Annotated in this window: 14 protein-coding genes; 2 read left to right on the top strand and 12 right to left on the bottom strand. The window is 63.9% G+C overall.

Annotated elements, in window-relative coordinates:
* Nucleotides 1–113: 113 nt before the first annotated feature.
* Together B4393_RS08220 and B4393_RS08215 are read right to left on the bottom strand one after the other, a co-directional pair.
* Nucleotides 114–872: a crotonase/enoyl-CoA hydratase family protein gene (locus B4393_RS08220; RefSeq protein WP_070937938.1), complete on the bottom strand. Its 759-nt coding sequence runs from the start codon at nucleotides 870–872 to the stop codon at nucleotides 114–116.
* A gap of 46 nt (nucleotides 873–918) precedes the next feature.
* Nucleotides 919–1,977 carry a phosphotransferase family protein gene (locus B4393_RS08215; protein ID WP_070937937.1) on the bottom strand — a complete coding sequence of 353 codons (1,059 nt, stop codon included), beginning with the start codon at nucleotides 1,975–1,977 and terminating at the stop codon, nucleotides 919–921.
* Nucleotides 1,978–2,091: 114 nt separating this feature from the next.
* On the opposite strand from B4393_RS08215, the gene B4393_RS08210 reads away from it, so the two are divergent.
* On the top strand, nucleotides 2,092–3,360 hold the full coding sequence (locus tag B4393_RS08210) for a nucleoside permease (RefSeq protein ID WP_078333701.1): 1,269 nt from the start codon (nucleotides 2,092–2,094) through the stop codon (nucleotides 3,358–3,360).
* Nucleotides 3,357–4,187, top strand: coding sequence for a tyrosine-protein phosphatase (locus B4393_RS08205; RefSeq protein WP_078333700.1), 831 nt, complete (start codon nucleotides 3,357–3,359; stop codon nucleotides 4,185–4,187). Before B4393_RS08210 ends, B4393_RS08205 begins: the two co-directional genes overlap by 4 nt.
* A 14-nt stretch (nucleotides 4,188–4,201) precedes the next feature.
* On the opposite strand, the gene B4393_RS08200 is transcribed toward B4393_RS08205, so the two are convergent.
* From B4393_RS08200 to B4393_RS08155, 10 genes are read right to left on the bottom strand one after another with little or no spacing between them, the layout of a single operon-like run.
* Entirely contained in the window at nucleotides 4,202–4,681 is a 480-nt protein-coding gene (locus B4393_RS08200; RefSeq protein ID WP_078333699.1) for a DUF456 domain-containing protein, read from the bottom strand.
* 13 nt (nucleotides 4,682–4,694) lie between these two features.
* Complete coding sequence (locus B4393_RS08195; protein WP_078333698.1) at nucleotides 4,695–5,504, bottom strand: hypothetical protein; 810 nt, start codon at nucleotides 5,502–5,504, stop codon at nucleotides 4,695–4,697.
* A 44-nt stretch (nucleotides 5,505–5,548) separates the two neighbouring features.
* The gene (locus B4393_RS08190; RefSeq protein WP_070937932.1) at nucleotides 5,549–6,907 is read right to left on the bottom strand and encodes an MlaD family protein; all 1,359 of its coding nucleotides are present in this window, start codon (nucleotides 6,905–6,907) and stop codon (nucleotides 5,549–5,551) included.
* Nucleotides 6,904–8,091, bottom strand: a complete 1,188-nt coding sequence (locus tag B4393_RS08185; RefSeq protein ID WP_078333697.1) for an MlaD family protein — start codon at nucleotides 8,089–8,091, stop codon at nucleotides 6,904–6,906. The genes B4393_RS08190 and B4393_RS08185 overlap by 4 nt, the downstream gene beginning before the upstream one ends.
* Complete coding sequence (locus B4393_RS08180) at nucleotides 8,091–9,230, bottom strand: MCE family protein (protein ID WP_078333696.1); 1,140 nt, start codon at nucleotides 9,228–9,230, stop codon at nucleotides 8,091–8,093. The genes B4393_RS08185 and B4393_RS08180 overlap by 1 nt, the downstream gene beginning before the upstream one ends.
* A complete protein-coding gene (locus B4393_RS08175; protein WP_078333695.1) occupies nucleotides 9,227–10,252 on the bottom strand; it encodes an MCE family protein in 1,026 nt (341 codons plus the stop codon). Before B4393_RS08175 ends, B4393_RS08180 begins: the two co-directional genes overlap by 4 nt.
* Nucleotides 10,249–11,301 carry an MCE family protein gene (locus tag B4393_RS08170; protein WP_078281034.1) on the bottom strand — a complete coding sequence of 351 codons (1,053 nt, stop codon included), beginning with the start codon at nucleotides 11,299–11,301 and terminating at the stop codon, nucleotides 10,249–10,251. The genes B4393_RS08175 and B4393_RS08170 overlap by 4 nt, the downstream gene beginning before the upstream one ends.
* Nucleotides 11,298–12,809 (bottom strand): MlaD family protein, encoded by a 1,512-nt coding sequence (locus B4393_RS08165; RefSeq protein ID WP_078333973.1) that lies wholly within the window; start codon nucleotides 12,807–12,809, stop codon nucleotides 11,298–11,300. Before B4393_RS08165 ends, B4393_RS08170 begins: the two co-directional genes overlap by 4 nt.
* A gap of 1 nt (nucleotide 12,810) precedes the next feature.
* Complete coding sequence (locus B4393_RS08160) at nucleotides 12,811–13,671, bottom strand: MlaE family ABC transporter permease (RefSeq protein ID WP_078333694.1); 861 nt, start codon at nucleotides 13,669–13,671, stop codon at nucleotides 12,811–12,813.
* Between the two features lie 9 nt (nucleotides 13,672–13,680).
* Nucleotides 13,681–14,547: an MlaE family ABC transporter permease gene (locus tag B4393_RS08155; protein WP_078333972.1), complete on the bottom strand. Its 867-nt coding sequence runs from the start codon at nucleotides 14,545–14,547 to the stop codon at nucleotides 13,681–13,683.
* Between the last annotated feature and the right edge of the window lie 382 nt (nucleotides 14,548–14,929).

Below are 14,929 nucleotides of genomic sequence, written 5' to 3'. Positions count from 1 at the left end.
GTTTTACCTATGACAAGTTCGCACAACTAACTACAGTACGCCGATTGGCTGGGAGCGCCACTGGTCCATTCGCAGGCCACCAGCACCCCACTGCGAGCAGATGGGGGGAGAAGTTACTTGCCCTGCCAGACCGCGGGGCGCTTCTCGGCGAACGCCTTCGCTCCCTCCTTGGCGTCCTCGGACACGAAGATCGGCATGAGGATCTCGCCCTGCTTGACGAAGGCCTCCTCGGGCGCCCAGCTCGCGGACTCGATGATGATGCGCTTGGTTGCAGCGACGGCCAACGGACCGTTCGCGGTGATCTTGGTGGCCAGCTCCAGCGCGGTATCCAGAGCCTGCCCGTCGTCGACGAGCCGGTTGATGAACCCGTACTTGGCAGCGTCCTCCGCGGTGAACGAGTCACCGGTGAGCGCCAGCTCCATGGCGACCTGATACGGGATCCGGTTCGGCAGACGCAGCAGGCCGCCGGCACCGGCCACCAGCCCACGCTTGACCTCGGGGATGCCGAACTTGGCGCTGCGCCCCGCCACCACCAGATCGCAGGACAGCACCAGCTCGGTACCGCCGGCCAGCGCGAAACCCTCCACCGCGGCGATGATCGGCTTGCGTGGTGGCACGTTGGTGAAGCCGAGACCGCGCTCGGACAGCACCGCCTCACCGCTCACAAATGCCTTGAGATCCATTCCGGCGCAGAAGTTTCCGCCCGCACCGGTGATGATGGCGACGGAGAGGTCATCGGAACTGTCGAGCTGATCCGCGGCGGCGGCCAGCCCTTGACTGACGGCCCTGTTGACCGCGTTACGCGCGTCCGGACGGTTGATGGTGATCAATAGGACACGGTCACGCTGTTCGATCAGGACTTCGTCGGCCATGGCATTCCTCTGCGTAGTGAGTGAGTCGGTGGATGTGTGGTTGATGCTAACCAGCGGTTGGAATCAGGCTGCGGGCCACCGAAAGCAATCGGGGAACGCCCTGTTCCAGCTCCGCGAAGAAGGGGTCATCGGTGGTGCCTGCCAGATGTCGTTGATAGGACACTTCCAAGAGAGTGGCGAGCTTCCATCCTCCCAGCACCTGGTAGTAGATCAAATCCTCTGGTGTCCAATAGCTTTGATCACCCGTGCGAGCCGCGCGATAGGCCTCGGCAATCTCGGCGTGCGAGGGGCACCCCTCCTGCGCGGTCACCGACCCGGTGAGCTCGGACATGGCGACCTCACCACCCGGCTCGGGGGTCATGTACAGCAGGTACCCCAGGTCGGCCAGCGGATCACCGACGGTCGCCATCTCCCAGTCCAGCACCGCGGTGATCCGCGACGTCTTCGGGTCGACGAGCACGTTGTCCAGTTTGTAGTCACCGTGCACCACGGCCGCCGGGCGGTCCCCGGGGTAATTCTCGGTGAGCCATGCGGTAATCGCCGTGTGATCCTCAAGATCACGACCGGTAGGCAGCTCCTTGATGGACTCCCATTGCCCACCCCATGTCTTCAATTGCCGTGCCAGGTAGCCGGATTCACGTCCCAGCTTGGCCTCGACCAACCGCATCGGATCCGCATTGTGAATCTCGGCGAGCGCGACCGCCAAATCCAGGATCAGCGTGCTCCGGACCGGGCCTACGAACCATTCGGGCGAGACGTCCCGGATCACCTCCCCTTCCTGCCGCTCCATCAGATAGAACGGAGCGCCAAAGATCTCGGCATCGGTGCTGGCCAGCGTCACGCGCGGCACCCGCACCTGCGCGGTACTGAGTGCGTCAAGCACCCGATACTCACGCATCACATCGTGCGCGCCCGCCTGCAGGCGCCCAAACGGGGGGCGCCGCATAATCCACTGCGTACCAGAGGTTCCGGTGACCACATAGGTCAGGTTCGAATGCCCGGCCGAGAGCCTGCGGACGCTGACTTCCTCCCCCAGCTCACGGTTGAGGTACTCCAGCAGACTCGCGGGAATAGCATCGGCATCGGGTGTCACGTCATCGTGCATGGGTCATGTTTACCTGACGACACAAACCGCAAGCGAGGGGCCGGGGCATTCTTTGCCTATTCGCACCCCGGTTGCGCTGCTAACTGGGCCGATGTCCCCCAGTATTGGTGTCCAATGAACCTCTCGGCCCGCCTTGTCGTCATGAACTTCCTGCAGTTCTTCGTGTGGGGAGCATGGCTGCTCACGCTCGGGGCGTACTGGTTCAACAACAAACACTGGTCCGGGACGCACTTCGGCGCCGCCTTCTCCACCATGGGGATCGCCGCGATCATCACGCCGCCGATCATGGGGATAATCGCCGATAAGTGGGTTAACGCCGAAAGACTTTATGGGATATTGCATTTGGGTGGCGCGGCGGCGTTATTCAGTCTCCCCCTGGTGTCCAGCCCCACGCTCTTCTTCTGGGTGCTGCTCCTCAACATGCTCTGCTACATGCCCACGCTGTCGCTGGCCATCACTGTCGCCTTCAACGCACTCAAGGACGCGGGCAAGGACACCGTCATCAACTTCCCGCCTATCCGGGTATGGGGCACCATCGGATTCATCGCCGCGCTGCACACGGTGAGTCTGCTGAACCTTGAAACCTCGGCCGGCCAGTTCTACGTGGCCGGCACGGCGGCCGTCATCCTCGGTCTCTACGCGTTCACCCTGCCCGCATGCCCTCCGAAGCTGGATCGTGCGCACAGCGGCACCTTCGCCGACAGATTCGGGCTCACCGCCTTCACGCTGTTCCGTCACCGCACGATGGCGGTGTTCTTTCTCTTCGCAATGCTGCTCGGTGGAGCCCTGCAACTCACCAACGCCTACGGCGACACATTCCTCCACGATTTCGCCAATATCGCGGAGTACAAGAACCTCTTCGCGGTCGAGCATCCGGCCATCATCATGTCCATCTCGCAGATATCCGAGACACTGTTCATTCTGGCCATCCCATTCTTCTTGCGCCGCTTCGGAATCAAGACGGTCATGCTCATGAGCATGGTGGCGTGGACCTTGCGTTTTGGTCTGTTCGCCTACGGCAACCCCGGAGACGGGCTGTGGATGATCGTGCTGTCCTGCATCGTCTACGGCATGGCCTTCGACTTCTTCAACGTCTCAGGCCAGCTGTTCGTCGAGGACCAATGCGGCCCCGCGATCCGGGCCAGCGCACAGGGCCTGTTCATGCTCATGACCAACGGACTCGGTGCCATGCTGGGCAGCCTCATCAGCGGAGCGGTCATCGAGCACTTCTTCACCTATCCCGACGACAGCAAGGATTGGCACGGCATCTGGCTGAGCTTCGCCGGATACGCGTTGGTAGTCGCGGTCGCGTTCTTCGTGCTGTTCCGCCATAAACCGGGTGAGAGCGTCGGCGAAAAGGCGCCCGCTACCGTGGGGGTGTGACGATCTCCAGCGCCGAGTCGAAGGCGTCCTCCGCAGACAATCCCGTCGAGGGTATTTGGAACTTCCGGGACGTCGGTGGAGCGGATTCCCCCGTCACCATCCGGCCCGGGGTGCTCTTCCGCTCCTCCGAGCTCAGCGGTCTGACCCCGGCCGGCGCCCAGACACTACGCGCCTTCGGCGTCACCGATCTGTACGACCTGCGCAGCCCCACCGAGATCGCCCGCACGGGATCCGACAGGGTAGACGACGGAATTCGGGTGCACGAGGTTCCGTTCGCCACCCCAGCAGCCGGAGAGGAGCGCGCCCCGCACGAAATCGCCTACCGGCAGATGATGCTCGAGAGCATGACCTCGGGCCGCGGCCCCGACCCGGCATCGCAGGTGGAGTTCATGCTGGCCGAGTACCGCCGGTTCGTCGAACTCCCGGGCACCCTGGTCGCCCTCAAATCGGTGGCGACTCAACTTGCCAGCGGCGCAACGGCGTTGGTGCACTGTGCGGCGGGCAAGGACCGAACCGGAATCCTCGTCGGGCTGGTGCTGCACTCGGTCGGCATCGACTACGGCGATATTGCCGCCGACTACTTGCGCAGCAACGCAGCGATCGGCGCGATGCGGGCCCATATCTCTGCGCAGATGGATGCGGCCGAACCCGAGCTCGCGCAGACCATGGCCGCGATGCTCTCCGACGAGGTGCTCGGAGTCCGCGAGGAGTACCTCGAAACCGGATTCAGCCAAGTCGCAAACGTTTTCGGGTCACCCGAGGCAATGCTCAGGGCCGCCGGGATCGATGACGAGCGGCTGAACGCGCTGCGCGCCGCGCTCACCTGATTCTGTCGGGCAGCTCAGACCAGAACGGCGCCGAGCCAAATTCCCGCCGACACCATGGCGCCCACCATCTCGATACCGATCGAGGTGGCCACCGCCTTCACCGCTGTCACGGTCGCGGCCCATGCCTGTCGCTGGCTGCTGCGCCGGATGAACTCCGCAAGGTAGATGCCCAGCACGAAGCCGATAACCAAACCCACCACCGGGATCACGAAAAAGCCGATGATCGCCGCCATCCCACCCAGCACCAGGCTGAGCGCGGGCACCCCCGCCTCACGCATCCGCGCCGCCGGCCACACATACTTCGTCACCGTCGTTGCAACAGCCAGTGCGACCACAATTCCCAGGACCACCCAGGCCTTTGTGGTGGATTCGACAAGCGCCCACGCTCCGATGGAAAGCACCACCAGCCCCGTGCCGGGAACCATCGGCACCACGATGCCGACCATGCCGATGGCGATCCCCAGGGCGACGAGCAGCAGCCCACCGACACTCATCGGGGTGGAGCTCTTAGGTCAGCTCGACATCGCTGGCAAGCCAGCGGCCGTCGATCTTCTCCATCGTTATCTGAACGCGGCTGCGGTCCATGCGTGCATCCGGAATCGCCACATTGGACACCGCCTGATCGATGAACAGCAGCACCTCTACCTTGTTCGGTGTCGCCGACTTCACCGCGGAATCCACGACGACGCCTGTCGCTTTGGCCTTGTTCTCGATCATGACCTGTCGCAGCGTGGTGCTGGACTCCGAGTACTTCTTCTTGAAATCGCCGGTCGACCGGTCCAAGGTCTTGGTCGCGCTGTCATCGAGTTTGGTGCTGTCCACGTTGATCATGACGTTGGCGAATTCCTGTGCCGCGGTAAGTGCCTCGCGCGACGACCGCTCCTCAATGCGCTGCTCCTCGTAGAGACGCCCGATGATGGCCGCCTGAGCGAGGATCGCGATGGCCACCACACCGGCTGCGGTCCACAACCAGTGGCGCCGCTGCATGCGCTTCGGGTCCTTTTCCTCTTCATCCGGTTCGAGGCTGATGTCCTCGTCATCGGAATCGTCGGCGTCCTTGGAGTCCTTGGAGTCCTTCGAGTCCTTCGAGTCCTTCGAGTCCTTCGAGTCCTTCGAATCTTCTGACTCCTTGGCATCCGCCGCAGACGCCTCCGCGTCGAAGTCGGCGACCTCTTCTGCGGCGGGTTCGGTTGCCTCGTCCGCCGCCGATTCAACCTCCGAAGAAACGGCAGCCGAAGATTCGGCCTTCTCCGCATCCGGGGTCACCGCGGACTCATCCGCGTTCTTGGCGTCCTTAGCGGCAGCGTCGTCTGCCATGGTTGTGCTCCTTGCGCGTCTTGCCGGTGCCTATCCGGGCGTTTCTAGCGTCCGGTAGGTGGAGTATTACCGAAACCAGGCGGTGGCGCAGGCGCCTCGGGAGGCAAGGGTGCATCGCCAGGAATCGGGAGGGGCCACTGCGGTCCACCATACGGCGTGGGAATGCTCCACTTACCCCGAGGCGTTGGGTCGGACACCTTGGCCAGGTCCGCGTTGGGCGGCGGGCCGGCGGTGTCGTCGTCTCCGGGACGCGGTGCGTTGCGCGCACCGCGAACCAGCATCGCCGGATCGGGGTTGGCGCAGTACGTGGAGTACAGCGCCGGCTCGTAGAAGCTCGCGTCCGAAACGGGCGCACGTGGCGTCGCGTAATCGCATGTGGGCCTTGGGTACAGCAGGTCGGCGAGCGCCCAGACAGCACCGTCGTGGAAGATCGTCGCCGCGCTCTCCAGCGTCGACCCACGGACCTCGGGCCCGGGGAACAGCGCGTTGAGCGCGGGTACGCGCACGTAGTTCAGCTGCGCGACGGTGGCGAGGTTGCCCAGCAGTTGCACCATCGTGTCGGAGTTGTCGGTAAAGAGGTTGTCCACGCTGTGCAACGTCTGCGGGGCCCTCTGGAGCAGTGTCCGAAAACCGCCGTCCATCTTCTTCAGCCCGGCGAAGGTGCTGCCCAGCTGCTGACCGGTCGCGTCCAAGCCCGAGTTGAGGTCCACGAGCGTCGAGAAGGTCACCTTGCTGGACTTGAGCAAGGTCACCGTTTCGGGCAGCACGCCGTCGAGCGTGGTGATGAGGAAAGTGCCACCGTCGAAGATGTTGGCTAGCTTCTCCGGGCCCTGGGCGCTGACACCCAGTTCCTTACGCAGGATGCTCAGCTTCTTGGTGTCCAGCTGCGCCAGCAGGCCATCGGAATCCGCCAACACCTGCGCGAGAGTCATCGGGGTGGTCGCCTTGCCCAACGCGACGACACTGTTGTTCCCCAGGAACGGGCCGTTGTTCGTCGTCGGCCGGAAATCGAGGTACTGCTCACCGGCGGGCGACAGCCCGGACACCCGGACCTCGCTGTCAGCCGGTAGCTTCACCGAACCATTGATCGCCGCGGTCGCGACCACGCCACCCTTGTCCAGGTTCACGGACTCCACGCGGCCGATCGGAACCCCACGCAGCGTGACTTCCTGATTCGGCAGCAGCCCACCGGATTCGTGAAGCTGCACCTTCACCTGGTACTCGGACTCGATCGGGTTGACCTTCAAGGTCCCGAACATCACGTAACCCACACAGATGACGAGGATGGCCACCAGACCCACAACCGACAGCCATTTCCAGCTGCGCTTGAAGACGTCACCCACCGCCAGCAGGCCGCGGGAAATCGATTCCAGCAGGCCGCCGGACTGTACGGGGGCGGTCATCGGCCGGGTCCTGGTTCTGGTGCGGGGGCAGGTGCGGGCGCCGGGGCCGGTTGAGGTTCCGGGGCGGGCGGGTTCGGTCCCTGACCCACGACGCGTTCCTGCAACCTGTACAGCGAGTACTTGAAGCTGCCCACGAGGTAGCCCCAGTCAGCCTGCTTGGGACCATGGAATGTCGGATCGCCCTTGTACCCGGCGTCGGGCCAGTTACCCAATGCCAGCTTGGCCATGTTGACGTCGACGGCCAGTGCGCTACCGGCGTTGGCCTTGATCAAAATGGGGAGCAGCCGGTTCAGGGCGACCAGGCTGGTGTCCGGGCTCACCGTGACATCGTTGAACCCGCGGGCGATCGTGTTGAAGTCGGTGATCATGCTGCGGGTGTCGGTGCCCTGGATCGATGGGAATTTCGCCAGCTGATCGGAGATGTGACCGGCAGTATTGGCGAGGTCAGTGACCTGGTGGGGATCGACTGCCTTCAACCCGGGCGCGCCGGCCTCCAGTAGGTCGTTGATCGTCTTCTCCCGCGCCGACAACGTCGAGGCCAACTGCGAGGTCTTGTCCAACGAGTTCTGGATCTGCGACGACCGACCGTTGAGAGTGCCCATCAACTGATCGGACTGCTTCACGATGTCACCGAACACGATGCCGTTACTGCCCTGGCCGCCCGACGACTTTCCGAGTCCGTTCACCACATGCGTCAAGTTCCGGATGACGCCACCGTTGACGAGCACGGCTGCCGAGGCGAGCACACCTTCGACCGTCGCGGCCGACGAGGTGTTGTCCAGATCCAGCGTGCCGCCGTCCTTGAGGAGCTGACCGCTGGGGGTCGCCGGCGGGGTGACCGCGACGAACACATCACCGAGCGGGGTGGCGGTACGCAGCTGTGCGGTGGTTCCGACGGGCAACCGCACACCCTCACGGATGCGCAGCTGCACAACCGCGACATAGTCGACGGCATCCATCGACTCGACCTCGCCGACGTCGGCACCACCGAGGCGCACCTTCGCCTTCGCGGGAAGGTTCAGAGCGTTGGCGAAACGCGCGGTCAGCTGGTAGGACTGTGAACCCATGTTAGGAGCCGGCAGCGGCAGGCTGTCGAGTCCTGGTGGGGTGCAAGCAGATATGGCCAGTGCACCGAGCGCGGCCAGTGCGGCGCCCCTCAGCGTGGAAACCTTCAAGCGGCTCATCACTGCCCCATCCTGGCCATGCCGTCGAGCATGTAGGTCAGGCCGAAGTCCGGACCGTAGTCGGCCATCGTTCCGGTGCTGCACCCGAGCTGCCGCAGACCCATCATGTTGCAGATTTCCTTGGTGAACTGGCTCTCGAAGAGCAGCTTGTCCAGCATCGGATGCAGGCGCAGCGATCCATTGACCGGATCGATCGCGCGATCGACGTTGTCGAGCAGCAGCGGCAGCAGATCCAGAGTTTCCTTGAGCTCGCGCTGCTGATCGGACAACGACTGCAGGGTGACGTTGCTGTTACCGAGCAGGCCCTTGATCACGTCGCGGTTCTTGTCCAGGAGTTCGGCGGTGTTCTTGAGGACCTCGTTGGCCTGGCGACCGGTGTTCCCGGTGCCGAATCGCTCGGCGGCCAGCACGTCGGCGGTGCCATGTACCGCGGAGCCGAACTGCCGAATTGCCTTGTCGTTCTCCCCCATCGCATTCACCAGCGAGCTCACGCTCTTGATGATCGTGCTGAGCTGATCCTTGGTCTCAGCGCCGTCCGTGGTCATCTTCAATGCCTTCGACAGCTCGTCCAGGGCCGACTTGACCTGCTCGCCGTTACCCGCCGCGGCCTGGGCACCGATGTTGACCAAGTCGGCGGCCGGACCGCCGCCCTTGCCGTCACCCTTCATCGCCGCGGCGAGTTTGTCGACGGTCGCGAGCACTCGGTCGAATCCGACAGGAGTGCGGGTGCGGTCCAGCGGAATGATGTCGCCGTCCTTGAGCACCGGGCCCTCGGTGTAGGGCGGGCTCAACGCGACGTGCCGGTCGGTGAGCACCGAGCTGGTGAAGGCGGCGGCGATGACGTTCGCCGGGACCTTCACGTCCTTGTCGACGTTGAACTTGACCTCGACGTAGGTGCCCTTGGCCTCGACCGATTCGATGGCACCCACCGGCAGACCGAGCACCTCGACCACATTGCCGACGAAAAGGCCCGAGCCTTCGTCGAATTGGGCGGTGACGGAGATCTTGTTGTCCACCACACCGGCCTTGCGCAGGCCCAGGTAACCGCCGATCGCGGCCACAACCACCAGCACCGAAACCACGCCGATCATGAATACCCGGCGGGCGGTGGACCCCTGCTGTGTCACGTTGATGCTCATGCGCAGTCCTTGAAGTACTCGAGCATGCCCCACTGCTGCGCGCGGCTACTGATGGCGCACATCCAGTTGTCCACGATCAAACCGTTGGTCAGGTTGATGCCCATCGAGTACCCCGAGCCGGTCGCGTTGGTCAGGTTCCGTAGCGGTACGGGCAGGATCTGCAACAGGTTTCGCACGTAGTCGTCGTGATCGCTGGCCATTGCCGTGACATCCCGCAGCTGCTGCAACAGCTTCTCGAAAGCGGGCCGGTCCTTGACCACGACCTTGCTCAGCAGATCGACGACCTTGGTGATCGACACCATCAGACGCTGGAACGATGCCTTACGGGATACGAACTCTCCCAGCAGATCCCGGCCCTGGAACACCAGGTGTCCGAGGTTGGCCTGCTGCCGGTGCAGCGTCGCGGTGACGGTAGAGGCACTCTTGAGCAGCTCACCGATCTGCGTCCGCCGCGTGGAGACGATCCCCGACAGCTCCTTCAGATTCTTCATGGCGTCGGGCAGCGCCTCGGGCAGGCCATCGAGCTGTTTGGCCAGGATGTCGATGGACTGGGCCAGCTTCGCTGTATCGACTTGCTCATAGGTGGCGGCGGTATCGGCAAGCAATGCCTGCAGGTCGTATGGCACCTCTGTGTGCGACAACGGGATTCGCTTGTTAGGGATGGCACCCGCGCCACGCGGCCGCAGCTCGACGTACCGGGAACCCAGCAGCGTGGTGGTCTTGATCGCGGCTTGCGTATCGGCGCCCAGCTTCACCTCATCGCGTACTCGCATGTCGACGAGCACCCGGGTGCCGTCGAGCACAACGCTTTTCACCTCACCGACGTCCACGCCAGCGACGCTGACGTAATCGCCCTTCTTGAGCTGTGCTGCCTGCGCGAATTCGGCCTTGTATCGGGTGTATCCGAAACCGATCTGGCGGAACAGCAGCATCGACGCGATGAGGGCCACGACGACACCGACGGCGATCATGCCGATCCAGAACTTGCTGCGGTCCTCTAGCGTGCGTTCACGGGGGCTCATTCGATCCCTCGGCATTTCGGTGTGTACTTGGCGACACCACCGTTGGTGGCATGCCGGACAATGGAGGGCACCAGGTCGTTCAGACCCGGGAAGAATCCGTTGATGTTCAGCTGGCAGGCATACGAGTTGCCGTAGGCGCCGTCCTGCATTGTGCGGGCCAGACCCTTGAGTAGCAGCGGCAGGTTGGAACCGAGGAAGGCGAACTGATCCTTGTTGGCAAGGATGTGCGCGGCGGTACCGGGCTCGCGGTAGACGAGTTCCTGCATCTGCGGATAGACGTTGTCTCCGATGGTCTGGATCCGGCTGACCACGTGGGTCGCCGAGCCAATCGACGAGACCAGACTCTGGCGCCGGTTGTCCAGCTCACCGACGACGTTCTGACTCTGGAGCACGAGCTGGTCGAGGTTGTCGTTCTGCTTGGCGACGTTATCCAGGACGGTATTGAGGTTGTCGATCAGCTCTCCCAACGATTGATCACGTCCGGCAAAGGATTTCGTGATCTCGGTGGTCTGCGCAACGACATGGGCCAGCGCACCTCTGTCACCGGCGAACGCATCGATGAGCCCGTTGGACAAGTTGTCGACCTGCTTGGGGTCCAACAGAGTGAAGAGCGGCTCGAATCCGTTGAGCAACGCGCCGACGTCGAAGGACGGTTCGGTGCGCTCCACCGGGATGACGCTGCCTTCGGGCAGACGCTCCGGACTGCCATCCACACCGCGAGACAGCGAGATGTATCGCTGTCCGATGATGTTCTGGTAGGTCACCGAGACAATCGAATTGCCGTACAGATTCTGGTTGCTCTTGACCCGGAACTTGAGCTTGGCAAGCGAACCATCCAACTCGATCGAGTCGACACGGCCTACCCGCACACCCGCGATGCGCACGTCGTCACCGGCCCGAACACCGGTGACGTCGGTGAAGATCGCGGTGTAGCTCTTGGTCGAGCCCGTGGTGTCGCGGCGCAGGGTGCCGTAGACCAGGGTGGTCACACCGATGGCGAACACGACGAACAGCGACAGTCCGATCGCCGCGGCCCGGAAGTTCTTCATCGTCCGCCTCCCTGAGCCGAATTGGGTTGGCCGGCATCAGCGGCCGATTCGTCACGACTCACCGAGATGGTCGTTCCGCGTGCCACTGGGCCGAGTAGCAGCTGCTGCGCGGTGCTCGCGTCGCCACCCAGCGCCTTGCCGAGCTGCTGGCGCTCGACGGCACTACCTACCGGTCCGACATTTCCGCCGAACGCGGCCGGTGCCACTCCGGCGGCAGGTGCCGGGTTGGGCGGCGGACCGAACGGCGGCAACACCGGGTTCGCGGCTCTGTCGACTTCCTGCGGGTTGGGGCCCGCGCCATGCAGCATGATGTCGGCGGCGGGCGGCGGGAAGAGGGTTCCCGCAGGCGGGGCGATATCCGGCGGCGGTTTGTAGCTGCCGGGCTGCAGCACCTCGGGAATGTCGATCCATTGGCGCGTCTCGGGGGCGGTGGTGCAGCTCGGTCCGGCCAGCTCGCCGTACCGCGGGCAGTCATCACGGACGTAGGTCCAGGCCGGGCTGAACGACAGAATGAGGTTCAGGCCAATGACCTGGCGGCCGGGGTCCCATCCGTTGGCGAACGCCGCATCCGACAGCACCTTGATGCGCGATGCGATCGGCACGAACTTGTCCGCGTTCTGGGCGAGGACACCGACAACCGGAGTCAGGTGGGTGCCGATGCCGATCATCTGGTCGATGTGGTTGTCGATGGCGGTCGACGCGGTCCCGGTGGTGTGCAAACCGGCCGAAAGTAACCCGCGCACATCGGCTTGCTTCTGAGCCAGGGTGCGCAGCGGCACCAGGGCGTTCTCCAGGTTGTCCAGCAGACGGGGCGACGTGGTGCTCAGCGCGTCGGACACCTTCTCCAGCGCCGCGATCGTCGAGGGATCGTTGGGGCTGGCGGTGACCATGGCATTGAACTCGGTGAGGATTGCCTGCAGTTGCGCCCCGGAGGTCAGCAGCTTGTTACCGCGGCCCTGCGTGGCCTCGCCGAACACGCCGATCAGACCGACCGGCGGGTCACCGCGTTGGCGTTCGGTGGCGGCGAGTACTTGGCGCAGCTTGTTGGTGGTGGTCTGGAAGAGCACCGTCGGCAGCTTGGTGTCCTCGGTGATCACCGCGCCGTTGCGGAGCCCGGCACCGTCACCGTTGTCGACCAGCTGCACCGACGACACCGCGAACACATTGCTGGGGACCACCCGCGCGGTGACCGTGCTCGGGATCCCGCTGGCGTGCTCCGGCTTGATGTCGATATGCACGATGTTCGGCTTGCCGTCTTCGGCGGGTGTCACCGACGTGACTGCGCCGACAAGCATGCCGCGGAACTTCACGTCGGCACGTTCGGGAAGACCGTCACCGACGTTCGTGAGCTGCGCGTCGACCTTGACGGTGTCTTCGAGATAGCCCTTGGACTTGGCAAGCAGGAGCCCGGTCACCAAGCCCAAGATGGCCAGCACCGCGATGCCCGCCACGAGCAGGCCACGATCGGACCAGCCGCGACCGCTCGCCGAGAACGAACCACCACTCACGTCAACCACCGAACCTTGCGCCGGCATCGACTCCCCACAAGGCCATGGTGAGGAGCATGTTCACGATGATCACGACGGTGATGGCCGCGCGCATCGCGTGTCCGGCGGCCACACCCACGCCCTCGGGACCGCCTGAGGCGTTGAATCCGAAGTAGCACTGGATGGTTGAGGCGATCCACACGAAGATGACGGCCTTGATCACGGAGTAAACGACATCCGTGCCGCTCAGCATCATCGTGAAGTAGTGGTTGTAGGCACCGCCGATCGAACCGCCGCTGGAGATCCCGACGAGTAGACGGCAGGTGATGTAGCTGATCACCAGGCACAGCAGGTACAGCGGCACGACGGCAACAGTGGAGGCCAGCAGTCGGGTGGTGACCAGGTACGGGATGGGCCGGATGGCCAGCGCGTCCAGCGCGTCGATCTCCTCGTTGATGCGCTGGGCACCCAGCTGCGCAGTGAAGCGGCAGCCGGCCTGCATCGCGAAGGCGAGGGCGGCCATGACCGGTGCCAACTCGCGCGTCGAGACCAGCGAGGAGATGAATCCGGTGGCGGGGCCCAGACCGATGACGTTCAGCAGGTTGTAGGCCTCGATGCCGATCAGCGCACCAATGGTGGCGCCCAGCACCGCGGCCACACCGACGGTGCCACCGCCGGTAACCAACGACCCGTTTCCCCAGGTGACGTCGGCCAGTAGCCGGAAGAACTCCTTGGAGTAGTAGCGCAAGGAGGTCGGGATGGACGCCATGGCCTCTACGAAGAACGCCAGCATGTGTCCGAGCCGCCGGATCGACTGGGCGATCCGATGTCCGGCGTCGATGATCGGCTGAACGCCCTTGGGGCGGTATGTGGAGATAGTCATGGCGGGCCCTTATATCCCGTGCCTGGGGAAGACCATGACGTACACCTGGCTGACGAGCACGTTGATCAGCATGAGCACCAGAATCGACTCGACGACCGCGGCGTTGACCGAGTTGGCCACACCGGCCGGACCGCCCTTGGTGGTCAGCCCCTTATCGCAGGCGACGATCGCGACGATGAGTCCATAGAGGATCGCCTTGAGCAGCGCCAGCACCAGGTCGTCGACTCGAGTGAACGAGGCGAAGGTCGCCACGAAGCTTCCGGGCGCGCCGTGCTGGAAGTAGACGTTGAACAGATAACTCGCGAGGAAGCCGACGAAGCACGTTGTACCCGTGAGACCGACACCGACCAGTACAGCGGCGGCGACGCGCGGGACGACGAGGCGTCGAATCACCGACACACCCATCACTTCCATGGCATCGATCTCTTCACGCATGGTTCGTGAGCCCAGGTCGGCGGTGATGGCCGAACCGACCGCGGAGGCCATCAGCACGGCAGCCACCAGCGAGGCACCCTGACGCACGATCGCGACACCACTTGCGGCGCCTGCCAGTGAGGCGGCTCCGACCTGGCCCGCCAACAGAGCAAACTGTATGGACAGGGTGACACCGATCGGGATGGCCACCAGCAGTGTCGGCACCACAGCGCTGCCGGCCATGAACGCGCCCTGATGGATGAATTCCCGCCACGGGAAGGCGCGGTGGACGATGTCCGAGAACATGTACTGCATCGCCCGCACACCGAGGACGATCTGGCTGCCCGCGGTTTCCACCGCCTGCACGGGGTGCTTGCGTACGTACTCTTTAAGGGCTCCGGAAACCGCGTCACGAGACGGTGTGGTGGGCCGTACCGGGCTTGTCCCCTCGAATGTGGTCATCGTGCGCTCACGATCCAACACGCCGAATACCCAAGGGCAACACGTCCGCGTGCTGGCTGACCCACGTGATGCCCTCTCGTCCCGAACCTCTCGGGCCCACTATCTTCGCTGGTCACAGAGAAAGCAGGGCCCGAACTGAGCAGTAACATAACACCTGACTGACGTGATCTACACATCGTCGTAGATCACGGTGAGATTTTCGACACCCCGCTATGTGGGGTGTCCAACTTCTTGACAATGGACGACAAACCGGCAGGTCACGATTCCGTTGAGCGAGAATGGGTATCAGGCCCCGAAACCGTGCTGTCTTTCGTCCCGAAGGGCGAGTTACGCGTAGAACACCTCGAACACCTCGCCCCGGACCTCTGATCCGTTCCGTGAG

The organism is Mycobacteroides franklinii (genome assembly GCF_002013895.1).
Classification (GTDB): domain Bacteria; phylum Actinomycetota; class Actinomycetes; order Mycobacteriales; family Mycobacteriaceae; genus Mycobacterium; species Mycobacterium franklinii.
Note: the sequence above shows the minus strand (reverse complement) of the source record. Positions and strands in the feature narration are given on the sequence as shown.

What these genes read in the sequence shown, in the direction of transcription:
- B4393_RS08220 (WP_070937938.1), bottom strand. Translation starts at nt 872, where the DNA reads ATGGCCGACGAAGTCCTGATCGAACAGCGTGACCGTGTCCTATTGATC.
- B4393_RS08215 (WP_070937937.1), bottom strand. Translation starts at nt 1,977, where the DNA reads ATGCACGATGACGTGACACCCGATGCCGATGCTATTCCCGCGAGTCTG.
- B4393_RS08210 (WP_078333701.1), top strand. Translation starts at nt 2,092, where the DNA reads ATGAACCTCTCGGCCCGCCTTGTCGTCATGAACTTCCTGCAGTTCTTC.
- B4393_RS08200 (WP_078333699.1), bottom strand. Translation starts at nt 4,681, where the DNA reads ATGAGTGTCGGTGGGCTGCTGCTCGTCGCCCTGGGGATCGCCATCGGC.
- B4393_RS08195 (WP_078333698.1), bottom strand. Translation starts at nt 5,504, where the DNA reads ATGGCAGACGACGCTGCCGCTAAGGACGCCAAGAACGCGGATGAGTCC.
- B4393_RS08190 (WP_070937932.1), bottom strand. Translation starts at nt 6,907, where the DNA reads ATGACCGCCCCCGTACAGTCCGGCGGCCTGCTGGAATCGATTTCCCGC.
- B4393_RS08185 (WP_078333697.1), bottom strand. Translation starts at nt 8,091, where the DNA reads ATGAGCCGCTTGAAGGTTTCCACGCTGAGGGGCGCCGCACTGGCCGCG.
- B4393_RS08180 (WP_078333696.1), bottom strand. Translation starts at nt 9,230, where the DNA reads ATGAGCATCAACGTGACACAGCAGGGGTCCACCGCCCGCCGGGTATTC.
- B4393_RS08175 (WP_078333695.1), bottom strand. Translation starts at nt 10,252, where the DNA reads ATGAGCCCCCGTGAACGCACGCTAGAGGACCGCAGCAAGTTCTGGATC.
- B4393_RS08170 (WP_078281034.1), bottom strand. Translation starts at nt 11,301, where the DNA reads ATGAAGAACTTCCGGGCCGCGGCGATCGGACTGTCGCTGTTCGTCGTG.
- B4393_RS08160 (WP_078333694.1), bottom strand. Translation starts at nt 13,671, where the DNA reads ATGACTATCTCCACATACCGCCCCAAGGGCGTTCAGCCGATCATCGAC.
- B4393_RS08155 (WP_078333972.1), bottom strand. Translation starts at nt 14,547, where the DNA reads ATGACCACATTCGAGGGGACAAGCCCGGTACGGCCCACCACACCGTCT.